The sequence below is a fragment of the Paraburkholderia azotifigens genome (assembly GCF_007995085.1).
In the GTDB taxonomy this organism is placed as follows: Bacteria; Pseudomonadota; Gammaproteobacteria; order Burkholderiales; family Burkholderiaceae; genus Paraburkholderia; species Paraburkholderia azotifigens.
Genome location: NZ_VOQS01000005.1, coordinates 1,876,263 through 1,898,681 on the forward strand (window position 1 = coordinate 1,876,263; position 22,419 = coordinate 1,898,681).

Here is a 22,419-nt window from a genome sequence, read left to right on the forward strand (position 1 = left end):
AGATGTTCTTTTGCGCCTGTGTTTGTGGCAGTGTTTAACGCGCGTCCGGCAAGTCGCCAGACGTCTTCATGCGCGGCCAGGTTTTAGTGGCTTTGATTGGCGGCGGCGGCGTGTGCGTCGGCTGCACGCTGTTCGTTGATGCGGATAAAGTACGTCATCAGGAACGACGCGACCAGCAATGCGGCGAGAAACAGCAGACCGGGCGTCGCGCTTTGCCCCGTTCCCTTGATATAGCCAATCGCGAATGGTCCGACAAAGCCGCCCAGATTGCCGACGGAATTGATGACGGCAATCGACACAGCCGCCGTCGAGCGTGTAAGAAAGAGCGTCGGCAACGCCCAGAACGGCGACTTGAACGCGTACAGGCCAGCGAGACTCAGGCTGATCATCGTGATCGACACATACGGGTTGGTCGCGAGTCCCGCGCCGAGCAATGCGAGCGCTGCAACTGCGAGCGGAATCGCCGAATGCAAACGCCGCTCGCTGTGACGATCCGAACTGCGCGACCACGCCACCATCACGATCGTCGCGAACACATACGGAATCATCGCGATGAGACCGACCTGCGTGTGGCTCAGCGTCTTCGAAAAGCCCTTGATGATCTGCGGCATCCAGTAGCCGACGCCAAGACTGCCGCACTGATACACGAAGTAGATGAACGACAGGTACAGCACTTTCGGATTCGCCATCACCTTGAACGCACCCAGATGTTTGGCATTCGGGTGGGCCTTCCGGTCGTTGGCCAGCTCGTTCAGCAGCCACTCGCGCTCTTCGGGCTTGAGCCACTTCGCATCGGCGGGCTTGTCGGTCAGATAGACGAAGCACAGAATGCCGCCGATCAGCGCCGGCGCACCTTCCAGCACCAGCATCCAGCGCCAGCCGCTCCAGTCGAGCCAGTGGACGCTGTCCATGATCCACGTGCTCAACGGCGCGCCGATGATGTACGACACGGGAATCGCCGCAGTGAAAAGCGCGACCGTCGTCGCGAGTTCCTTCGCGCGAAACCAGTAAGTCAGATAGACGATGATGCCCGGAAAGAAGCCCGCTTCCGCGACGCCCAGCAGAAAGCGCAGCACGTACAGTTGCGTCGCGTTCTGCGCGAACGCCGAGATGACGGAGACGATGCCCCACGTCACGAGAATGCGCGCAATCCACACACGCGCGCCGTACTTGTTGAGCATCACGTTGCTGGGCACTTCAAACAGGAAATACCCAATGAAGAAGATGCCCGACGCGAAACCGAACGCTTCGCTGCTCAGCGCGAGATCGCGGTTCATCTGCAATGCGGCATAGCCGATGTTCGCGCGATCCAGATACGAAATGATGTAGAGAATGAAAACGAATGGAATGATCCGCCAGGCGATCTTGCGGACGAGCGCGCGCTCGTCGATGGCCTGCGTGGCTGGCTTGGCTTGCATGTGTGTCTCCACTGGCGGGTGCGCCCGCCAGGTTCCTTGAAATCCGTATTGCGGGTTACGCGTGATGTTGCGAGAACATCATGCAGACAGGGCTGCCCGACTGGGTGGAAAAGCCCGTCGGTTTGAGTTGTCCTGTCGTCGGGTTCACGGAGAATGCGACGATCGTGTCGCTGTCTTCGTTGAGCGCGTACATGAAGCGCCCGTCGGGCGTCGCCGTCATGAAGCGCGGCGTGCGGCCCAGCGTCGGCTCGGCGTCGACGAAAGCGAGGTGGCCCGTCGCCTGGTCGATGCGAAACACCGCGATGCTGTCGAAACCGCGATTCGATGCGTAGACGAAGCGCCCCGTGCGGTCCACTTCGATCTCCGATGCGCGGCTATTGCCCGTGAACGTATCGGGCAACGACGACACTATCTGCACGGGCGTCAACTCGCCGTTGCTCGCCGTATAGCGATACGTCGTCACGGTCGAGTCGAGTTCGTTGACGACATACGCATGCGTGCCCTTCGGATGAAACGCGACGTGACGCGGCCCCGATGTCTCGCGCGATACGACGAACGCGGGCGCAGCGGGCGTCAGTTGCCCGTCCTTGAAACGGAAGGTGAAAACGCGGTCGAGTCCCTTGTCCGGCACGATGACGAATTCGCCCGTCGGGTCGAACGGATTGAAGTGCGGCTTGGCCTGCTTCTGTTCGACGCGATGCGGGCCGACCGGACCTTCGAGGCGCACCAGCTGCGTCAGCTCCTGAAGCGAGCCGTCTTCGGCGATGGGCAGCACAGCAAGGCTCGCGCCGATGTGGTTCGACACGACGACATGGCGGCCCGTCGGATCGATCGCGAGGTGCACGGGATTCTTGCCCTGCGTGCTTTGCCGATTCAGGAACGTGAGCTTGCCGGTTGCCTTGTCGACCTTGAAGGCGCTGATGTCGCTGACGTCGCCATGCACGGTATAGAGATGCTCGCCGTTGCTGCTCAACGCGAGGAATGACGGATTGACGAGGTCTTTCACGAGTTGCACGAGTTCGAGCGCGCCCGTTTCCGTGTCGACCTGATAGACGCTGATGCCCTCGCCGTGGGCGTTCCGTTCGCGGGTGGTCCGCGATCCGACATAAGCAAACATGAGGTTCTTTCCTTTGAGATCTGTCTGGCGCAACGGCTGTTCCTCCGCGAAAACCGACCGTGCGGCGGGCCCGATGGCAGCCAGCACGCCGAGCGCCGCGGCGCCCTGAACGATGCGCCGCCGGGCTCCGTCGAGGGCCGCTTCGGCCGGCGAAACCCGCCTGTCATGGCCGGTTTTCTTCACGTGATGTCTCCGCATTGTTGTATCTGGGGTTTGCACTAGATTGCATTTTTACCTGGTAAAGTGCAAAAATACAGTCATGGAAAACACTTACTCCCCCACTGAAGCCCGCTTGAGCGTCGACGGCATGTCGTATCGCTTCGTCGATCTGCCCGGGTTGTTCGGCGACAGGCTGCGTGCATTGCCCGTCGTGATGCGGCTGCTGCTCGAAAACGTCGTCCGCAACATGGAAGGCGAAGAGCGGCGGCAAGCCGTCGAAGCCACCCTCGCGTGGACGGCACGCGCGACCAGCGAAGCCGAGATCGCGTTCCAGCCCAACCGCGTGCTGATGCACGACACGACGAGCACGCCCGCACTGGTCGACATTGCGGGGATGCGCGACGCGCTCGCGGAAGCTGGCGCGGACCCGGCGTCGCTCAATCCTGTGCTGCCCGTCGATTCATCCGTCGATCATTCGCTGGCCGTCGAGTCCTTCGCGCAGAAGGACGCGGCGCCTGAGAATCTCGCGCTCGAATTGCGCCGCAACGCGGAGCGCTACCGTTTCCTGCGCTGGGCGTCGAAGGCGCTGAAGGGCGTGCGCATTCATCCGCCGGGCACCGGGATCATGCATACGATCAACCTGGAGCAACTGGCGACCGTCGTCACGACAGTCGAGCGCGACGGCGAGCAATGGGCCGTGCCCGATACGCTGATCGGCACCGACAGCCACACGCCGATGATCAACGGCATCGGCGTGCTGGGCTGGGGCGTGGGCGGACTCGAAGCGCAGACGGTGATGTTCGGCATGCCCGTGATGCAGCGCATTCCCGATGTGATCGGCGTGCGGCTGACGGGCGCGATGCGGCCGGGCGTGCTCGCCACCGATCTCGCGCTGAAGGTGACACAGCGGCTGCGCGCCATCGGCGTGTCGGGCGAGTTCGTCGAGTACTTCGGTCCCGGTGTCGCGACGCTGAGCGCTGGCGACCGCGCCGTCGTCGCGAACATGGCGCCGGAATACGGCGCATCGACGGGCTTTTTCCCCGTCGATCAGCACACGCTCGACTATCTGCGCGCGACGTTCCGTTCCGAGGCGTCCATCAGGCTCGTCGAAGCGTTCACGCGGCACGCGGGCCTCTGGTTCGATCCGCAAGCCGAGCCGCGCTTCACGCGCACGATCGAGATCGATCTCGGCAGCGTCGGCATGCATATCGCCGGGCCGCGCCGTCCGCAGGATCTGCTCGATTACTCGCAAACGGCGGCGACGCTCGCCAGGCTTGCCTTCGAGCCTGTGCAACGTCATCCGACGATGCCGAAGCATCCCGTCGCGATTGCCGCGATCACGAGTTGCACGAATACATCCGATCCCGCGTTGCTGATGGCCGCTGGTCTGCTTGCCCGTAAAGCACGCGCGTTGGGCCTGAAGGTGCCGTCGTGGGTCAAGACGTCGCTTGGACCTGGCTCGCCCGCCGCCGCCGCGTATCTCGAACGCGCGAAGCTGATTGATGACTTGTCGGCTGTCGGCTTCGATATCGTCGGCTACGGCTGCACGACCTGCATCGGCAACTCGGGACCGTTGACGTCGCCGATCCGCGAAGCGCTCGCGCAGAAAAGCATCTATCCCGTCGCGATGCTGTCGGGCAACCGCAATTTCCCCGGCCGCATTCATCCCGATCTCGATCTCGGCTTCATCATGTCGCCGCCGCTCGTCATTGCCTTCGCGCTTGCGGGCGACGCCGAACGCGACCTGAGCGTCGAGCCGATCCAGCAGACAGCTGATGGCAAGCCCGTCTATCTGCGCGATCTCTGGCCGACGCGCGAAGAAGTCTCCGACGTCGTCAAAGCAGCCGCCGATCCGCGCGACTATCCGCGCGCCTTCGCGCTCGCGAGCCGCAATCCGGCGTGGCACGACCTCGATGCGCCCGACAGCGCGCGCTTCCCGTGGAATCCGGCATCGACGGCGTTGCGCCGCCCGCCGTTCGCGTCGGCGACACAGGGCAGCCAGCTCGGCCGCTACAGCGCGTATCCGTTGCTCGTGCTCGGCGACGACGTGACCACCGATCACATCTCGCCCGCCAGCGCGATTCCGAAGAACAGCTACGTCGCCGATTTCCTCGTGGCGCGCGGCGACGATCGCGACGACCTCAACGTGTTCGCCTCGCGGCGCGGCAACTGGGAAGTGATGGTGCGCGCCGCCTTCTACAACCGGACGCTCGTCAACCGGCTGCGCCCCGGCACGCCCGTCGCGCACACGCTGCACGTGCCGAGCGGCGACGTGCTGCCGATCTTCGAAGCCGCGCAGCGCTATCAGCAGAACGGCGACGCGGTCGTGCTTGTCGCGGGCGAGCGCTACGGCACGGGTTCGTCGCGCGACTGGGCAGCCAAGGGTCAACGGCTGCTCGGCATTCGCGCGGTGCTGGCCGTCAGTTTCGAGCGCATCCATCGGTCGAATCTGATCGGCATGGGCATACTGCCGCTGCGCCTGGCTCCGGGCGTCCATCCCGACACACTCGATCTCCAGCCGGGTGATAAGCTCGAAGTCGACGCTGCGGGTGATACGCTGTCGCCTCGTTGCAGGGTGCCCGTGCGCGTGGTTCGCGCGAACGGCAGCGTGCAGCCCATCGAGGCGACGGCGGCCGTCGAAACGCAACTCGAATGCACGCTGCTGCGTTCGGGCGGCGTGATCCCGCTGATATTGCAGAAAAGTTTGCTGACGCAGGAGGCTTGAGACCGGCCGCCGCTGCGTTCAAGCGATAAGCCGAAGGCAGAAGGCACGACTCACATGATCGACAGATCCATTGCGACCCAGATTGTTGAACTGATCAAGACGGAAGGACTCGACGCCGGCGCGCATCTGCCCGCACAGATGCTCGCCGACCGTCTGCGCGTGTCGCGCTCGCCCGTCAACGAGGCGCTGGCCTTGCTCCATGAGAAAGGCATCCTGACGCGCGAGAAGAATCGCGGGTTCTTCGTCGCCAAGCCTGTCGTCGAGCCGCTTGCGGACGTCGTGGATGAATTGGGCCTCGCGGAAACGGATATCGTGACGAGCGTGTATTTCCAGATCGCGGACGACCGTCTGAAAGGCCAGTTACCCGATGAGTTCTCGGAACAGCTGATCCGGACGCGTTATGGCTTGACGAACGCGCAGTTGACGGCCGTGATGGGACGCATCGCGCAGGAAGGCTGGGCCGAGCGCAAGCCGGGCTACGGCTGGCAGTTCTCGCCGATGCTGACCACACCCGACAGTCTGCTGAAGTCGTACCGGCTGCGTCTTGCGCTCGAACCTGCGGCGCTGCTGGAGCCGGGATACCGGCTCGAACGCAAGGTGCTGGAGCGCTGCCGCGATGTCGAGAAACATCTGCTGGCAGGCGGCATCGAAACGGATACAGCCGACCAGTTGCACGATCGCGGCGTGCGGTTTCACGAGTCGCTGGTCGAGGCATCGGGCAACAGCTTTTTTATCGACACGATCAAACGGGTCAACCGCGTGCGCCGTCTGCTGTCGTATCGTTCGATGCAGCATCGCGAACGCTACGTCGAACACGCGAAGCAGCATTTGCATCTGCTGGAACTGCTCGAACACGAGCGTAATGAAGAAGCGTCGGAAGCGATGCGCGAACATCTGCTGCATACGCTCGACGCACTCTCGCGCATCAGCGAGATCCTGGAACCCTGAGACCGCGACCTCACAGCGCGGCCGCAACGAGAGCCTCCATGACCATCGATCCATCCGTTGTCACTGCGTTCACACCGACGGGCAAATTGCGCGCGTCGATCAATCTCGGCAATCCGATTCTCGCTAACAAACACCCCGAGACGGGCGAGCCGTTCGGTGTATCGGTCGATCTCGCGCGTGCGTTCGCCGCGAAGCTCGGTGTCGAACTGGAACTGGTCGTGTTCGACGCGGCGGGCAAGTCGGTGCAGGCTGTCAGTGAGGAGCGCGCAGACTTCGGCTTCTTCGCCGTCGATCCGCTGCGGGGCGAGACGATCGCATTCACGGCGCCGTATGTGTTGATCGAAGGCTTCTATCTCGTTCGCGACGACTCGCCCGTGCGGACCAATGCGGATGTCGATCAGCCGCATAATCGCGTCGCCGTCGGCAAAGGCAGCGCGTACGACCTGTTTCTGACGCGCGAACTGAAAGCTGCGCAGATCGTGCGTGCGCCGACTTCGCCTGCCGTCGTGGAGACCTTCGTCGAGCAGAAGCTCGAAGTCGCGGCGGGCGTGAAGCAGCAGCTCGAAGCCGATGCCGCCAGGACCACGGGGCTTCGGCTGCTCGACGAACGGTTCATGGTCATCCAGCAGGCGATGGGCACGCCGAAGAGCCGTGGCCCGGCGGCTGCGGCCGCACTCCACGCGTTTGTCGAAGAGATGAAGGCGTCAGGCTTCGTTGCCGACGCGCTGGCGCGTCATGGGATCGCGGGAGCGTCGGTGGCGCCGAAGGCTTAGCGCTGTATCACCGCTACACGACCCGTTACGGCAACCCGTTCTCTCCCGCAGCATGCGCATCGATCCGTACAGTCTGGAGCTGTTCATTTCCGTCGTGCAGGAAGGCTCCATCGCGCGGGCGGCGAGCCGCAATCACATCGCGCCATCCGCATTGAGCCGGCGCCTCGCCGACCTCGAAGCGGCCATGGGACTTCCGTTGCTGATCCGCTCGCCATCCGGCGTCGAGTTGACGGAAGCAGGCCGTCACGCGTTCGCGCGCGCGGTTTCCGTTCATGACCAGTTGCAGTCGCTGGCGCGCGAGGTTCAGTCGCTCAGCGGCCAGGTCGCGGGCGTCGTGCGTCTGTATGCGAACGCGTCGGCGATCGTCGGTTTCCTGCCCGAGCGCCTGAAGGCTTTCCAGGCTCGTTATCCGCTCGTGCAGATTGCGTTGACAGAACAGATCAGCGACGAGGTGATCCGCGCCTGCGTGGACGATCGCGCGGACGTGGGCATCTCCGCGAGCAGCGAGATACCGGGCGGCCTGGACTCATGGCACTTTGCCGACGATCCGCTGATGGTCGTCGTGCCGCCCGGCCACGAACTCGCCGCACTTGAAGCGCCGTCGTTCAACGACGTCATCCGCTTCCCGCTCGTCGCACTGCAGGCGGGCGGATCGCTCGATCAGATCCTGAAGGAACGCGCCGACGCCGCCCGCACGCCGCTCGATCTGTCCGTGACGGTCAACAGTTTCGATGCGCAATGCCGGATGGTCGAAGCAGGCCTTGGCATCGGCATCGTGCCCACCAGCGCGGCGTCCGCGTTCGCGGGATCGCATGGTTTCGTGCGCCGGCCGCTCGACGAGCCATGGGCGCGCGCCCGCGTCCTGCGGGTTCACGCGCTCCGCAAATCGTCGCGTCTGAAGGCCGTGCAGGCGCTGATCGAATCGCTTGCCATGCACGAGGGTTAACGAGGACATCGCGATTTGCGATGCCCCCTTTGCCAATCGAGCACTTCGTTGCCGCCGCCGTCGCCGTCTAGATTTCCGTTGAAGGAGAAATCAGATGGCGACACTGGAATTGACGGGCCGGATCCTGTTTCTTTGCGACGATCCCGAACAGGTTGAACGCCAGCTCGGCGGCGTCGATCTGACGGAGGCAACGGCGGGCACGCTGCGCGACGACGTCTCGACGGACGAGATCACGCCGATGAGCGTGCTCACTCGCTTCGACGAGCGGCTCGGGCGCTTTCCGTATCTCGGCTTTCGCACGCGCGGCCGCAATCCCATCGCCCCCGACGCGATCCGCGCGGGCGGCTTCTGCGTGACGGTGGCGGGCAACCGTTATGGCAAGGGTTCGTCGCGCGAACACAGCCCGCTTGCGGAATATCACGCGGGCATCCGGCTCGTGATCGCGAAGAGCTTCGAGCGGATCTACCGGCAGAATGCCGATAATCTGGGTCTCTTCACGTCGACGGACTTCGGGTTGATCGAACGCATCCGGCGCGGCGAGCCGATCGATATCGACGAACTCGTTGCGTCGCGCGACAGTCTCTCCGCTTCGATCCTGCGCAGCGGCGGTCTGCTGCGCTATGGCGCGCGGCACATGCGAAAAATCGAAACGGCAAAAAGCCCCGCCGATCACGCGCCGCGCACGCTTGCGCAAAAAATTCTGGAACGTCACGCGCTGCGCACGGAAGGCACGGGCGCATCGCTCGCACCAGGCGCCGGCGTTTTCGTGCGCGCCGACTGGCGCTTCATCCACGAGTACTACACGGGCATGGCGACGCACATGCTGCACGCGACGTTCGGCAAGCCGCTGTCGCTGCATCAGCCCGACAGTATTCTCGCTTTCGAAGACCATCTGTCGTATTCGCACAAGAGCGAACTGCACATCCGGAACGGCTTGCTGCCCGACGTGCGCGAATTGTCGGCGGCACACCGGCAGTTCGCGCAAGACTATGCATTGACGAACCACGGCTATCTGTCCGAAACGGGCAGCGGCAACGACGAAGGCTCGGAAGGCATCTCGCACGCGATGATGGCGGAGCGCTACGCGTTGCCGGGCCAGTTGATCGTCGGCACGGATTCGCACACGCCGCATAGCGGCGCGCTCGGATGCGTGGCGTTCGGCGTCGGCACCACGGACATGGCGAACGCGTTCGTCACGGGCGCAGTGCGGATGACCGTGCCGCAATCACTGCGCGTCGATTTCAACGGATCGATTCCACCCGGCGTGACGGCAAAGGATCTCGTCCTGCATCTGCTCGCCGAGCCCGCGATTCGTGCCGGCGCGGGCGTGGGCAAGGTGTTCGAGTTCGCGGGCTCAGCCATGCCGCTACTGACGACTGACGAGCGCACGACCCTCACGAACATGACGGCGGAACTCGGCGGCTTCACGGGCATCGTCGCGCCCGATGCGCAGACCGTGCGCTTCCTCAAGGAACGCCGCGGCATCGACTTCGTCATCGAACCGTGGATGCGCAGCGACGCGGGCGCGACCTATGCCGACGTGATCGAGATCGACTGCACGCGCATCACGCCGATGCTCGCCGCGCCCGGCGATCCCGGCAACGGCGTCGCGCTGCGCGATCTGGCGGAGCGTCCGCACGTCGATATCGCGTATGGCGGCTCGTGCACGGCGGGCAAGCGCGAAGACTTCGACCACTATCACGAAGTGCTGGCCTGGGCGGCAGCGCGCGGCATGCGTGTGCCTGCGGATGTGAAGCTGTATCTGCAGTTCGGCACGTCCGACGTCAGGGACTACTGCGCGGAGCGCGGCTACCTCGATGCATTCGAGCGGGTCGGCGCGATCCTGCTGCAACCGTCGTGCGGCGCATGCGCGAACTGCGGACCGGGTTCGTCGACGGATGCGGGCGACGTGACGATCAGCGCAATCAACCGCAATTTCCCGGGCCGCTCGGGTCCAGGCCAGGTGTGGCTTGCGAGCCCGCCGACCGTCGCGGCGAGCGCGCTCGCTGGCCATATTGCTTCGTTCGCTGAATTGCAGGCGCAGTACGCGTGAAGCACCGGTTGACTGAATCCCCTGGACCGGCCGCTTCGTGAAGTTGTTGAACATCCAAAACTACGAGACTGGAGACACACATGACCACCCTGGAGGGCGCCTCTGATCTACGCGCCGCCGATCATCCCGCGCGCGCCGACACATCCCAGGCGGCCGGAACGGGCGAGATTTCCGCGCGACTCGACCGGCTTCCCGCGACCCGCGCAGTCTGGAAGCTGATTCTGCTGCTGAGCCTCGGATTCTTCTTCGAACTCTACGATCTGCTCTACACCGGCTACGTCGCGCCAGGCCTCGTCAAGAGCGGCATTCTCACGCCGACCACCACGGGCCTGTTCGGCACGTCGGGCGTCGCGAGCTTCATTGCCGCGCTCTTCTGCGGGCTGTTCATCGGCACTGTCGCGTGCGGATTTCTCGCCGACCGTTTCGGCCGCCGCGCGATCTTCACGTGGTCGCTGCTCTGGTACGTCGCGGCCAACACGGTGATGGCGTTCCAGGACACCGCGAGCGGTCTGAACCTGTGGCGCTTCATCTCGGGAATGGGCATCGGCGTCGAGCTGATCACGATCGGCACATATATGTCCGAACTCGCACCGAAGCATCTGCGCGGCAGGGCCTTTGCGATCTGCCAGACGATCGGCTTTTCGGCCGTGCCTGTCGTCGCGTTTCTTTCTTATCTGCTGGTGCCCGCCGCGCCGTTCGGCGTGGACGGCTGGCGCTGGGTCGTGCTGCTCGGCGGCATCAGCGCGCTCTTCGTCTGGTACTTCCGGCGCAATCTGCCCGAAAGCCCGCGCTGGCTCGCGAGCAAAGGACGCATCCGCGAAGCGAATGAAGTGCTCGCGCGTCTCGAAGCGCAGGTCGAGCGGCAATACGGGCAGCCGCTGCCCGAACCGGGCACGCCCGATCCCGCTCCGCGCAAGGCCGGTTTCGCGGATATGTGGAAGCCGCCGTATCGCAAGCGCACGCTGATGCTGATCGCCTTTCACATTTTCCAGACGATCGGCTTCTACGGCTTCGCGAACTGGGTGCCGACCTTGCTGGTCAAGCAAGGCATCACGGTGACGTCGAGCCTGCTGTACACGACGGTCATCGGTCTCGCTGCGCCGCTCGGGCCGTTGCTCGGCTACTGGATCGCCGACCGCTTCGAGCGCAAGCATGTGATCGTCTGCATGGCGGCGCTCAATATCGTCAGCGGCCTGCTGTTCAGCCAGGCGGCATCGGCCGTCGCGATCGTGATGCTGGGCGTGCTGCTGACGCTGGCGGGCAATATCATCTCGTTCACCTATCACGCGTATCAGCAGGAGCTGTATCCGACGGCGATACGCGCACGCGCAGTGGGCTTCGTCTATTCGTGGAGCCGGTTGTCGGCGGTGTTCAGCTCGTTCGTGATCGCGTTCACGCTGAAGGAATTCGGCGTCACGGGCGTGTTCGTTTTCATTGCAGGAGCGATGGCGCTCGTCATTGTCGCGATCGGGCTGATGGGGCCGCGCACGCTCGGCAAGTCGCTCGAAAGCATTTCGCACTAAGGGGTTCGATGTGGGCCAGCGGCCGTTCGACCGGCCGCTGCCTTCAGGTGCCGCATGCGTGGATCAGAAACTGCTGTAACGCCGTCGCCGGGCCGCTGAGCTGCGCGCCTTTCTGCCAGATCATGCCCGCATCCATCTGCGGCACGGCGTCGAGAACGGGCCGCGCTTCGATACGATTGCCTTCGAGCGACCACGGACGAAACACCATATCCGACAGCACGGTCACACCGAAGCCGTGCGCCACGAGCCCGCGGAGCGCTTCCATCGAACTGGTGCGAAACGCGATATTCGGCACCAGCCCCTTCTTTTTCCAGTAACGCAGCGTCGACTGTTCGCCTTCGTCCACGGTGATCAGGATGTACGGATGCGCCGCGATGTCCTTGAGCGACGGCGCGTCGACTTGCGCCAGAGGATGCGTCGGCGCGACCCACAATTGGCGCCGCGAACGGATCAGCACCTGGCTGCTGAACCGGCTCAACTTCTCGATGTTCGACAGCAGCACCACGCCGATATCAACGTCGCCATCGAGCACGGCGCGCTCGATATCCACGCGCTCCATGTCGCGCAGATCGAACTCGATGAACGGATACGTCGCGCGAAAACGCGCCAGCAGTTCGGGCAGGAAGTAACCCAGCACCGTGTACGACGCGGCGATGCGCACAGTGCCGCGCATGTCGTGCGAGCGGAACGGCGGCTTGTGGACGGCGTCGCGCGCGGCGTCCAGCACGCGCCGCGCGTGGTTGTAGAAGTCCTGGCCGTCGGGCGTCAGCGTCACGCCCTGCGGCAGCCGCTCGAAGAGCCGTGTGCCGAGCCCGTTCTCCAGCGCGAGCACGGCATTGGTGATCGCCGATTGAGACACGTGTTCGTTCGCGGCCGCCATCGAAAACTGGCCCGTTTGCGCCGCCGCCGCGAAGTAGCGCAACTGCCGGAGTGTGAGATCGAACGCCATCTGATTTTCGAATACCAGAATTGTCTATTTGTGATTTTACGATAGCAATTCGGCTTTCTATACTCGGCGAAAAATCACGATTCCCCGGAGACAGCCCTGCCATGAATGCGCCCGATCGAGCCGCGACGTCTGAACAATCCGAACTATCCGAGCTATCCAGCGTCACGCTGGAAGACAAATACACGCTGGAAAAAGGCCGCGTGTACATCAGCGGCACGCAGGCGCTGGTGCGTCTGCCGATGCTGCAAAAGGCGCGCGATCTCAAAGCGGGTTTGAACACGGCGGGCTTCATCTCCGGCTATCGCGGATCGCCGCTCGGCGCGCTCGATCAGTCGCTGTGGAAAGCGAAAAAGCATCTGCAGGCCAACGACATCGTCTTCCAGCCGGGTGTCAACGAAGACCTTGCCGCGACGGCCGTCTGGGGCACGCAGCAGATCAACCTGTGGCCGGGCGCGACGCGCGACGGCGTGTTCGGCATGTGGTACGGCAAAGGCCCGGGCGTCGACCGGACGGGTGACGTCTTCAAGCATGCGAATTCCGCGGGCAGCGACGCGCGCGGCGGCGTACTCGTGCTGGCGGGCGACGACCACGCGGCGAAGTCGTCTTCCGTCGCGCATCAGTCGGAGCATGCGTTCATCGCGGCGGGCATTCCCGTGCTGTATCCCGCGAACGTGCAGGAGTATCTGGACTACGGCCTGCACGGCTGGGCGATGAGCCGCTACTCGGGCCTGTGGGTCGCGATGAAGTGCGTGACGGACGTGATCGAATCGACGGCTTCGATCGATCTCGATCCGGAGCGCGTGGAGATCGTCACGCCGACCGGTTACGCGATGCCCCAAGGCGGCCTGAACATCCGCTGGCCCGATGCGCCGCTCGCGCAAGAGGCGCGGCTGCTCGACGAGAAGTGGTACGCGGCGCTCGCCTATATCCGCGCGAACAAGCTGAACCGCGTCGTGATCGATTCCGACAAGCCGCGCTTTGGCATCATCACGGCGGGCAAGGCGTATCTCGACGTGCGTCAGGCACTGAGCGATCTCGGTCTCGACGACGATACCTGCGCGAAGATCGGTTTGCGCGTGCTTAAAGTGGGCTGCGTGTGGCCTCTCGATGCGCAGGACGCGCGCGCGTTCGCGACGGGTCTGGAAGAGATTCTCGTCGTCGAAGAAAAGCGCCAGATTCTCGAATACGCGCTCAAGGAAGAGCTATATAACTGGCGCGAGGACGTGCGCCCGAAGATCTACGGCAAGTTCGACGAACGCGACAATGAAGGCGGCGAATGGTCGGTGCCGCGCGGCGACTGGCTGTTGCCTGCGCATTACGAACTGTCGCCCGCGCTGATCGCGAAGGCGATTGCGCGCCGCCTCGCTCGCGCGGATCTGCCGGAAGACGTGCGCGCACGCATGCTCGCGCGTGTCGCGATCATCGAAGCAAAAGAGCGCGAGGCCGCGAAGCCGCGCGTCGCCGTCGAGCGCAAGCCGTGGTTCTGCTCGGGCTGTCCGCACAACACGTCGACGAATGTGCCGGAAGGCTCGCGTGCGCTCGCGGGCATCGGCTGCCATTACATGTCGATGTGGATGGACCGGAAGACGGAGACGTTCAGTCAGATGGGCGGCGAAGGCGTCGCGTGGATCGGCCAGATGCATTTCTCCGGCGACAAACACGTGTTCGTGAATCTCGGCGACGGCACTTATTTCCACTCGGGTCTGCTCGCGATTCGCGCCGCGATCGCGGCGAACGCGAACATCACGTACAAGGTGCTCTACAACGATGCCGTCGCGATGACGGGCGGCCAGCCCGTCGACGGCGTGCTGACCGTGCCGCAGATCGCGCATCAGGTGCACGCCGAAGGCGCGAAGCGAATCGTCATCGTCACCGACGAACCGGAGAAGTATCACTCGGGCATCGCGCTGCCTGCAGGCGTCGACGTGCATCATCGCGATCAGCTGGACACCGTTCAGCGCGCGCTGCGCGACGTGTCGGGCACGACGGTGCTGATCTACGATCAGACCTGCGCAACGGAGAAGCGCCGCCGCCGCAAGCGCGGCACGTATCCCGATCCCGCGCGCCGCGCGTTCATCAACGACGCCGTGTGCGAAGGCTGCGGCGATTGCTCGGTGCAATCGAACTGCCTGTCCGTCGAGCCGCTCGATACGCCGCTCGGCACGAAGCGCAAGATCAATCAGTCGTCGTGCAACAAGGACTTTTCGTGCGTGAAGGGCTTCTGCCCGAGCTTCGTCACGGCGGAAGGCGCGCAGCTTCGCAAACCTCGGGCAGCGGGCGGCGACAAGAGCACTGGCAAGATCGACTTCGACGCGCTCCCGGCGCCGTCGCTGCCGGCGCTCGCGCGGCCGTACGGCATTCTCGTGACGGGTGTCGGCGGCACGGGCGTCGTGACGATCGGCGGGCTGATCGGCATGGCCGCGCATATCGAACGCAAGGGCGTCACCGTGCTCGACATGGCGGGCCTCGCGCAAAAAGGCGGCGCCGTGCTGAGCCATGTGCAGCTCGCATCCGCGCCCGACGCGCTGCACGCGACGCGCATCGCCACGGGCGAGGCGCGGCTCGTGATCGGCTGCGACGCGATCGTGTCGGCTTCCAACGATGTGCTGTCGCGCACGCAGCACGGCGTGACGGTTGCTGCCATCAACAGCGGCGCGACGCCGACGGCCGAGTTCGTCAAGAACCCGAAGTGGACGTTCCCGGGCACGCAGACGGAAGCGGAACTGCGCGACAGCATCGGCGAAGGATGTGCGTTCATCGATGCCAACGCGCTCGCGCTGACGCTGCTCGGCGACACGATTTATAGCAACCCGCTGCTGCTCGGCTATACGTGGCAGAAGGGCTGGCTGCCGCTGCAACTGTCGAGTCTGCTGCGCGCGATCGAACTCAATGGCGTCGCCGTCGAGAAGAATCAACAGGCGTTCAACTGGGGCCGCTATATCGCGCAACATGGCGACGCCGCCGTTCGCGCGCTCGTCAAACCGGCTGCCGCGCCGCAAGCAGTTGTCATGCAGATGCCCGAATCGCTCGACAAGCTGATCGCCTCGCGCGAGGCGTTGTTGAGGGCTTACCAGAATGATGCGTATGCGCGGCGGTATCGGCTGGTGGTCGACGGCATTCGCGCGAAGGAAGTGGAAATCGCCGGGCATTCGAAGCTGCCGCTGACGCGCGCCGTCGCGACGAATCTGGCGAAGCTCATGACCTACAAGGATGAATACGAGGTCGCGCGCCTTTACGCCGATCCTGCTTATCTGGAGAAATTGCGCCAGCAGTTCGAGGGCGAGCCAGGACGCGACTACAAGCTCAGCTTTTATCTCGCTCCGCCGCTGCTCGCGAAGCGCGACGAACGCGGACATCTGCAGAAGAAGCGCTTTGGTCCATGGATCCTGCCCGCGTTCCGTGTTCTCGCGCGTATGAAGGGACTGCGCGGCACGGCGCTCGACGTGTTCGGCAAAACGGCCGAGCGGCGCTCGGAGCGGCAGCTGATCGCCGACTATGTCGCACTCGTCGACGAGTTCCGCGCGACACTCACTTTCGAACGCCTGCCCGTGGCGCTGCAACTGGCCAGCCTGCCCGACGATATCCGCGGCTTCGGTCATGTGAAGGAGCGCAATCTCGAGGCAGCGGCGAAGAAGCGGCAGCGATTGCTCGACGACTACAGGACGCCCGAGCGTTTGACAGCGAGCGCGTGAGATGGGTTGAATGACTTCCGGCTGCTGAAGTCGAACGGGAGTGGATTGCTCGAGGGCAGCCGCTCCCGTTTTCGCGCTTATAGACGCTTCGCGAGGTGCAGCATGGTTACGTTCTTCTTCCGCCGCACATTCGCGCGATTGGGCCTGATCGGCTTGACCGGCCTGATCGGCCTGATCGGCTTGCTCGCGTGCATGATCGTCGGCTGCTCGGCATCAGCGCCGCCGCAAACGGCAAGTCGCGCAGAGACGCCTTCGTGCAGCGCGCCAGGTCACTTCTGCGAGACGTTCTTCGGCCCGTGAGCCAGGGTGTTTCGCAAATACCGCGGGGACAAAAAGAAAAGCCCACCAGGCTGGTGGGCTGAATCCATATCAGGAGGAGACATGGAGGAGACAGTCCTAAGTATAAACCCGTATCTCAATAATGCAAGCGCGATGTGTCGCAACAGCGACATCCGCTGTGTCACGTCCGTTCGCCTGCGCTGCCGTGCCGCTGACGATGGGTCTCGCCGGTTGCGTGGTTGATCGCGTCCTTCATCGCGGGCTTGCATCGCATGTCGGCGCAAGGCCGCGACGAACGGAAACACGACGAAGCTGGCCATCAGCTTCGTGATGACGATGGAAAGCGTCGTGGCAGGATGTCCGGCCGCAACGCCGGGACCGGCGGCCGCGATGACGGCGACGGGTGCCGCGCATCGGCTGAAGCGCGGCCACAACGGCGCGGCGCGCCCCCGCTGATCCGCCGATCCATACGGCAAGCCCTGCTCGGGCAGATACACGCTGCGCGCGGGCATCATCGCCCCGTCGACCCACGTCTCGACGCCCGTGAGCCACACGCCCGCCCCGATTGCACGATCCACGATGCCGAGGTCGTCGAAGATCTCCAGTGTGCGGGGCGTGATGCCGCGCGCCTCGCAGAAGAAGCCGCGCGCCGGCATCCCGTCGATCACGCATACGCCGATGCCATCGCGCTGCAATCCGGTTCCGGGCAGCAGCCCCACCGGACGGGCGCCGACCACGAGCACATCCACGCCTTCCATGTTTTGCTCCTCGCGGGACATTGCGTATCCGGAATCGATCGAAACGATGCGCCACACAAACTCAAAAAGCATAGGCGATCCGACACTGCACAGCAGCAGAATGCGGCCGTGAACGCGCCGCGCGGCTATAGCGGCGGGCTATTGGCGACATTGCCGCATTCGAATTCAGTTGCCCTGCGCTGTCGCATATAGTGAATTTGAACAGTTGCGCCGACTCGCCGCTATATACCAAACGGCCAGGTGGTTTGCGTTGTATCGGGCCGGTACGCTGTCACGGAAGCCTCACACCATCGCAGAACACAGAGTGGAGAGATCCTCCAAGGAGACGACGCATGTCAAACGATGCAAAGTGCCCGTTCATTCATGCCGCCGGCGGCGGAACGACCAATCGCGACTGGTGGCCGAAGCAGCTTCGGCTGGACCTGCTCAGCCAGCATTCGAACAAGTCCAATCCGTTGGACAAGGATTTCAATTACGCCGAGGCCTTCAAGAGCCTCGATCTCGCAGCCGTGAAGAAAGACCTCGCGGCGCTGATGACCGATTCTCAGGACTGGTGGCCAGCCGACTTCGGCCACTACGGTCCGCTCTTCATCCGTATGGCGTGGCATAGCGCCGGCACCTATCGTACGGGCGACGGACGCGGAGGCGGCGGACGCGGCCAGCAACGTTTCGCGCCCCTCAACAGTTGGCCGGACAACGTCAGTCTCGACAAAGCCCGCCGACTGCTATGGCCCGTCAAGCAGAAATACGGCCAGAAGATTTCGTGGGCCGATCTGCTGATCCTGTCCGGCAACGTCGCGCTCGAAACGATGGGCTTCAAGACTTTCGGCTTCGCGGGCGGCCGCGAAGACACGTGGGAGCCGGACCAGGACGTCTACTGGGGCGATGAAAAAACCTGGCTGGGCGGCGACGTCCGCTATGGCAAGGGCGCCGCGCCGCGCGACGAGAGCGATGAAGGCGTGCTCGTCGCGGACCAGCAAATGCATGGCGAGGAAGCCAGCCGCACGGATAGCGGGCGCAATCTGGAGAACCCGCTCGGCGCCGTGCAGATGGGCCTGATCTACGTGAACCCTGAAGGCCCGGATGGCAATCCCGATCCGCTCGCGGCCGCGCACGACATCCGCGAAACCTTCGGCCGCATGGCGATGAACGACGAGGAAACCGTCGCGCTGATCGCGGGCGGCCACACGTTCGGCAAGACGCACGGCGCCGGTACCGCCGATCACGTCGGTGCCGAACCCGAAGCCGCCGAACTCGAAAACCAGGGGCTCGGCTGGAAGAGCAGCTTCGGCACCGGCCGGGGTGGCGACACGATCACGAGCGGCCTCGAAGTCACGTGGACCAGCACGCCGACGCAGTGGGGCATGGGTTTCTTCCAGAACCTGTTCGGGAACGAATGGGAACTGACGAAGAGTCCCGCGGGTGCCAACCAGTGGGTCGCCAAGGGTGCGCAGGCAACGATTCCGCATGCACACGATCCGTCGAAAAAGCTGCTGCCGACGATGCTCACCACCGATCTCTCGCTGCGCTTCGATCCCACGTACGAGAAGATCTCGCGGCGCTTCATGCAGAATCCCGACGAATTCGCCGACGCCTTCGCGCGCGCGTGGTTCAAGCTGACGCATCGCGATATGGGTCCGCGCGCCCGCTATCTCGGCCCGGAAGTGCCTGCCGAAGAACTCGTGTGGCAGGACCCGATTCCCGCTGTGAATCATCCGCTCGTCGACGAAAACGACATCGCAACACTGAAGCAGAAGATCCTGGCGTCGGGGCTTTCCGTCTCGCAACTGGTGTCGACGGCATGGGCGTCGGCGTCGACGTTTCGTGGCTCGGACAAGCGCGGCGGCGCGAACGGCGCGCGCATCCGGCTCGCGCCACAGAAGGATTGGGCCGCCAATCAGCCCGATCAACTCGCGAAAGTGCTGAGCACGCTGGAAGGCATTCAGGGCGAGTTCAATGGCGCGGCGTCGGGCGGCAAGAAAATCTCACTGGCCGATCTGATCGTGCTGGCGGGCGGCGCCGCAATCGAGCAGGCGGCAAAGAGCGCCGGCCATCTGGTCAGCGTGCCGTTCACGCTGGGTCGCATGGACGCGTCGCAGGAACAGACCGACGTGCAATCCGTCAGCGCGCTCGAACCCGTCGCCGATGGCTTCCGCAACTTCCTCAAGGGCAAGTTCCGCGTGCCCGCCGAAGTCCTGCTCATCGACAAGGCGCAACTGCTGACGCTGACGGCGCCGGAAATGACGGTGCTGATCGGCGGCTTGCGTGTGCTCGACGTGCACACGGGAGCCGATGCGCACGGTGTCTTCACGAAGCGCCCTGAAACGCTGACCAACGACTTCTTCGTCAATCTGCTCGACATGGGCACGGAATGGACTCCGACGTCGCCCGGACGCGAAGTGTTCGAAGGCGCGGACCGCAGAACAGGCGAAATAAAGTGGACAGGCACGCGTGTCGACCTGGTCTTCGGTTCGCATGCGCAGCTGCGTGCGTTGTGTGAAGTCTATGCAAGCGAGGATGCACAGCAAAAATTTGTCCGCGATTTCGTCGCTGCGTGGGTGAAGGTGATGAATCTCGACCGTTTCGATCTCGCCTGAAGCAGGCGCGCGGCAGCGTGAGGGTTGCGTTGCCGCGCTATTGGTTCAATCGCTCAATGTCGCTCAATACGCGCGGGGAATGACAGGCCCCGCATCGATTACGTCATGTTGTGACATTTACCGGGACATTGCTCGCATCGCGATGCGGATAAGCCATTCAAGCCGTCGCCGAAACCGCTCGCCCGAAACCGTGCGGTGTCGCAGGGAATCGACGCTCAGCAAGACGAGACCGTCCGGCACGTCCCGCACAGCCGTCGAACCCAGCCATCGCGGCCCTATGCCTTGGAGCGGCCCGGCGGCGGATGTGACGATCGTCAGACGCAATGCTCGTCGATCCACTCCTTGGCCCATTCCGTCGCGAAGGTGATCGCTTCTTTGCCATCGACGAAGTTACCGGGTACCTGAAACTCGTACGTCTCTGCGGAAATATCTTCGGCGCCCGGCCGATAGATGCGCACATTCGCGACCACGTTACCGTCCGCGACGCCAGCCGTTACGCCGAGGGTGCAAGACGAATAGGTTATCTCCATGCTGCTGCTCCCCTGGTTCGCCAGTGATGTTCTCATGCGGGTGCATTGAACCTCTGTGCGAGGCTCCAGCAATCGACATGCCCCGCATGATGGCACCGCATCCACAAGCGACGCGTAACAGACATCCCGCCGTAGCGGCAGGAAAGATCGGACCAGAAGAGTGGTCATCAGGCAACGCGTCCGCGCAAAACCGCCGCATCGCTTGCACATGCATTTTTGCGCCGCTACCATAAAACCATATATACGGTTTTCGATTTCGCGGATGCGCGCGGAACAGGCCGGTCAGAGACTAAACCGCATCACATCGCTCAAGCTGCGCGGCAAAGGGGGCGCATCATGTCCGACAAGCATCTCTCAAGTCAATTCGACGCCGCGCTCAACACGCTGTCCACCCATCTGCTGGCAATGGGCGGCATGGTCGAAAGACAGACCACTCGCTGTCTGACGCTGATCGACGACTACGATCCCGCACTCGTGCAGGAAATCCGCGACAGCGAGCGCGAGCTCAACGCGCTCGAAATAGAAATCGACGAAGAGATACATCGCGTCATTGCGCGCCGGCAGCCCGCTGCACGCGACCTGCGTCTGCTGATGGCCATGTCGAAGTGCGTGACCAATCTCGAACGGATGGGCGACGAAGCACGCAAGATCTCCAAGCGCATGCGGCGCATTGACGAGAACGGCGGAATCTCGAGTATTCCGCTGACCGAGTTGCGCAGTTCGGGGGAAATGGCGGCGTCCATCCTGCATCGTGTGCTCGACGCGTTCGCGCGCATGGATGCCGTCGCCGCTGCGCAGATCGTGCGCGACGACCAGGCCATCGACGACGCCTTCCGCGCGTTCGTTCGCAGACTCGTGACGCAGATGAGCGAGCGGCCCCAAACCGTTTCCGTCGCGCTCGAGTATCTGTTCATTGCCAAAGCGCTCGAACGAATCGGCGATCATGCGAAAAATATCGCCGAATTCGTCGTGTTCGTCGTCAAAGGCCGCGATGTACGGCACATTCCACTGGGCGAACTCGAGCGCGAAGCGCTGACCACCTGAAAGACGCGCCCGAGCATTTCCCGTACCGCGTGGTTATCGCGCGGACACGCGGCATCTTTTGCCTGTAAAGCGTACAAATTGCCGCTAGCCGCTACAGGGCTCGCACGGCGGCAGTGGCTTCAACAGGGGCTAGAGCGACTCAAGGCCGGGAATACGCGATGCAAGTAGCCATTCATCGAATACAGGAACAGTTCGATGAGCCGCGTATTACTGGTCGACGACGATGCAAACGTGCGCGATGCGCTCAGCGCCGTGCTCGACGGCGCGGGGCACGACGTTATCACGGCGCGTGACGGCGCCGAAGCGGTGCAGCTCATGCCCGTCGCTCATCCGCAGGTCATCGTGTCCGACGTGATGATGCCCACGATGGACGGCCCCGATATGGTGCGTACGATCCGATCGATGCCCGCATTCCAGCGCGTGCCCGTCATCCTCATGTCCGCGCTGGTGACGACGCCATCTGTCCCCGTCGCCGCGATGCTTCGAAAGCCGTTCCCGCCCGGGAAACTGCTGGAATTGCTCGACCGCTTCGACGACACGCGGAAACAGGTGCCGCACGGCGAAAACGAAAGCGCGCGTTCTGCCGGTTCGTGTCGCGCTCATATACGCAGAGGCATCGAACTGGCCGATGCCCAGGAAAAGCGCGTGTACAGACTTCAGCGCCTCGGCTTCGATACGCGCCTCGCAGAGGACTTGCATAACTCCTTGAAGGGCAGTGTCGCCGCACTCGTCCAGTTCAGGCGAACCTGCGAGTGCGGCGGGCCGATACGCTGGTAGCCGACGGTGCCGGGCATGCTTCCGCGAACAGCGAATCGCCACTCCCGGCGTCCTCGTCATTCATTCGTGCGTCGATCCATCCACGATAGCGAACGTGCCGCACGCGGGTCTCGCAGGAAAGCACCGTGACG

General features: G+C 63.7%; 16 protein-coding genes. 11 read left to right on the forward strand and 5 right to left on the reverse strand.

The genetic code is table 11. The features are described 5' to 3' along the window. Positions 1–83: 83 nt before the first annotated feature. Positions 84–1,418 carry an MFS transporter gene (locus FRZ40_RS40420; protein WP_147238022.1) on the reverse strand — a complete coding sequence of 445 codons (1,335 nt, stop codon included), beginning with the start codon at positions 1,416–1,418 and terminating at the stop codon, positions 84–86. A gap of 55 nt (positions 1,419–1,473) precedes the next feature. Beyond that, on the reverse strand, positions 1,474–2,535 hold the full coding sequence (locus FRZ40_RS40425; RefSeq protein WP_147238556.1) for a lactonase family protein: 1,062 nt from the start codon (positions 2,533–2,535) through the stop codon (positions 1,474–1,476). Positions 2,536–2,794: 259 nt separating this feature from the next. On the opposite strand from FRZ40_RS40425, the gene acnA reads away from it, so the two are divergent. The 6 genes from acnA (at position 2,795) to FRZ40_RS40455 (ending at position 11,662) form a co-directional block, all read left to right on the forward strand. Then, the gene (gene acnA / locus FRZ40_RS40430) at positions 2,795–5,419 is read left to right on the forward strand and encodes an aconitate hydratase AcnA (protein ID WP_147238023.1); all 2,625 of its coding nucleotides are present in this window, start codon (positions 2,795–2,797) and stop codon (positions 5,417–5,419) included. A gap of 54 nt (positions 5,420–5,473) precedes the next feature. Then, positions 5,474–6,367: a GntR family transcriptional regulator gene (locus FRZ40_RS40435; RefSeq protein WP_028367312.1), complete on the forward strand. Its 894-nt coding sequence runs from the start codon at positions 5,474–5,476 to the stop codon at positions 6,365–6,367. A 38-nt stretch (positions 6,368–6,405) separates the two neighbouring features. Then, positions 6,406–7,140: an ABC transporter substrate-binding protein gene (locus FRZ40_RS40440; RefSeq protein WP_147238024.1), complete on the forward strand. Its 735-nt coding sequence runs from the start codon at positions 6,406–6,408 to the stop codon at positions 7,138–7,140. A gap of 52 nt (positions 7,141–7,192) precedes the next feature. Continuing rightward, the gene (locus FRZ40_RS40445) at positions 7,193–8,086 is read left to right on the forward strand and encodes a LysR family transcriptional regulator (RefSeq protein ID WP_028367314.1); all 894 of its coding nucleotides are present in this window, start codon (positions 7,193–7,195) and stop codon (positions 8,084–8,086) included. 94 nt (positions 8,087–8,180) lie between these two features. Then, entirely contained in the window at positions 8,181–10,139 is a 1,959-nt protein-coding gene (locus FRZ40_RS40450) for an aconitase family protein (protein ID WP_147238025.1), read from the forward strand. Positions 10,140–10,219: 80 nt separating this feature from the next. Continuing rightward, positions 10,220–11,662 carry an MFS transporter gene (locus FRZ40_RS40455; protein ID WP_028367316.1) on the forward strand — a complete coding sequence of 481 codons (1,443 nt, stop codon included), beginning with the start codon at positions 10,220–10,222 and terminating at the stop codon, positions 11,660–11,662. Between the two features lie 43 nt (positions 11,663–11,705). Here FRZ40_RS40455 and FRZ40_RS40460 read toward each other — a convergent pair whose 3' ends face one another. Further along, the gene (locus tag FRZ40_RS40460; RefSeq protein WP_147238026.1) at positions 11,706–12,611 is read right to left on the reverse strand and encodes a LysR family transcriptional regulator; all 906 of its coding nucleotides are present in this window, start codon (positions 12,609–12,611) and stop codon (positions 11,706–11,708) included. A gap of 101 nt (positions 12,612–12,712) precedes the next feature. Here FRZ40_RS40460 and FRZ40_RS40465 point away from each other — a divergent pair, with 101 nt between their 5' ends. Further along, positions 12,713–16,303 carry an indolepyruvate ferredoxin oxidoreductase family protein gene (locus FRZ40_RS40465; protein WP_147238027.1) on the forward strand — a complete coding sequence of 1,197 codons (3,591 nt, stop codon included), beginning with the start codon at positions 12,713–12,715 and terminating at the stop codon, positions 16,301–16,303. Between the two features lie 102 nt (positions 16,304–16,405). Next, positions 16,406–16,603: a hypothetical protein gene (locus FRZ40_RS40470; RefSeq protein ID WP_147238028.1), complete on the forward strand. Its 198-nt coding sequence runs from the start codon at positions 16,406–16,408 to the stop codon at positions 16,601–16,603. Here FRZ40_RS40470 and FRZ40_RS45590 read toward each other — a convergent pair. Further along, the gene (locus tag FRZ40_RS45590; RefSeq protein WP_240057484.1) at positions 16,573–17,412 is read right to left on the reverse strand and encodes an FAD-dependent monooxygenase; all 840 of its coding nucleotides are present in this window, start codon (positions 17,410–17,412) and stop codon (positions 16,573–16,575) included. The genes FRZ40_RS40470 and FRZ40_RS45590 overlap by 31 nt on opposite strands. 260 nt (positions 17,413–17,672) lie before the next feature. Between FRZ40_RS45590 and katG the strand changes: the two genes are divergently transcribed. Beyond that, positions 17,673–19,937, forward strand: a complete 2,265-nt coding sequence (katG, locus tag FRZ40_RS40480) for a catalase/peroxidase HPI (protein ID WP_147238029.1) — start codon at positions 17,673–17,675, stop codon at positions 19,935–19,937. A 314-nt stretch (positions 19,938–20,251) separates the two neighbouring features. Here the strand turns inward: katG and FRZ40_RS40485 are convergent, their stop codons facing one another. Further along, positions 20,252–20,467 (reverse strand): hypothetical protein, encoded by a 216-nt coding sequence (locus FRZ40_RS40485; protein ID WP_051446410.1) that lies wholly within the window; start codon positions 20,465–20,467, stop codon positions 20,252–20,254. A gap of 336 nt (positions 20,468–20,803) precedes the next feature. Between FRZ40_RS40485 and phoU the strand changes: the two genes are divergently transcribed. Beyond that, complete coding sequence (gene phoU, locus FRZ40_RS40490; RefSeq protein ID WP_028367321.1) at positions 20,804–21,511, forward strand: phosphate signaling complex protein PhoU; 708 nt, start codon at positions 20,804–20,806, stop codon at positions 21,509–21,511. Positions 21,512–21,706: 195 nt separating this feature from the next. Beyond that, on the forward strand, positions 21,707–22,288 hold the full coding sequence (locus tag FRZ40_RS40495) for a response regulator (protein WP_147238030.1): 582 nt from the start codon (positions 21,707–21,709) through the stop codon (positions 22,286–22,288). Positions 22,289–22,419 lie beyond the last annotated feature (131 nt).

Bases quoted from the DNA above. Each gene is read 5' to 3' on its own strand.
- FRZ40_RS40445 (WP_028367314.1), top strand. From the start codon at position 7,193: ATGCGCATCGATCCGTACAGTCTGGAGCTGTTCATTTCCGTCGTGCAG.
- FRZ40_RS40460 (WP_147238026.1), bottom strand. From the start codon at position 12,611: ATGGCGTTCGATCTCACACTCCGGCAGTTGCGCTACTTCGCGGCGGCG.
- katG (WP_147238029.1), top strand. From the start codon at position 17,673: ATGTCAAACGATGCAAAGTGCCCGTTCATTCATGCCGCCGGCGGCGGA.
- FRZ40_RS40470 (WP_147238028.1), top strand. From the start codon at position 16,406: ATGGTTACGTTCTTCTTCCGCCGCACATTCGCGCGATTGGGCCTGATC.
- FRZ40_RS40450 (WP_147238025.1), top strand. From the start codon at position 8,181: ATGGCGACACTGGAATTGACGGGCCGGATCCTGTTTCTTTGCGACGAT.
- FRZ40_RS40425 (WP_147238556.1), bottom strand. From the start codon at position 2,535: ATGTTTGCTTATGTCGGATCGCGGACCACCCGCGAACGGAACGCCCAC.
- FRZ40_RS40485 (WP_051446410.1), bottom strand. From the start codon at position 20,467: ATGGAGATAACCTATTCGTCTTGCACCCTCGGCGTAACGGCTGGCGTC.
- FRZ40_RS40455 (WP_028367316.1), top strand. From the start codon at position 10,220: ATGACCACCCTGGAGGGCGCCTCTGATCTACGCGCCGCCGATCATCCC.
- FRZ40_RS45590 (WP_240057484.1), bottom strand. From the start codon at position 17,412: ATGCTTTTTGAGTTTGTGTGGCGCATCGTTTCGATCGATTCCGGATAC.
- FRZ40_RS40435 (WP_028367312.1), top strand. From the start codon at position 5,474: ATGATCGACAGATCCATTGCGACCCAGATTGTTGAACTGATCAAGACG.
- FRZ40_RS40420 (WP_147238022.1), bottom strand. From the start codon at position 1,418: ATGCAAGCCAAGCCAGCCACGCAGGCCATCGACGAGCGCGCGCTCGTC.
- acnA (WP_147238023.1), top strand. From the start codon at position 2,795: ATGGAAAACACTTACTCCCCCACTGAAGCCCGCTTGAGCGTCGACGGC.
- phoU (WP_028367321.1), top strand. From the start codon at position 20,804: ATGTCCGACAAGCATCTCTCAAGTCAATTCGACGCCGCGCTCAACACG.
- FRZ40_RS40440 (WP_147238024.1), top strand. From the start codon at position 6,406: ATGACCATCGATCCATCCGTTGTCACTGCGTTCACACCGACGGGCAAA.
- FRZ40_RS40465 (WP_147238027.1), top strand. From the start codon at position 12,713: ATGAATGCGCCCGATCGAGCCGCGACGTCTGAACAATCCGAACTATCC.
- FRZ40_RS40495 (WP_147238030.1), top strand. From the start codon at position 21,707: ATGAGCCGCGTATTACTGGTCGACGACGATGCAAACGTGCGCGATGCG.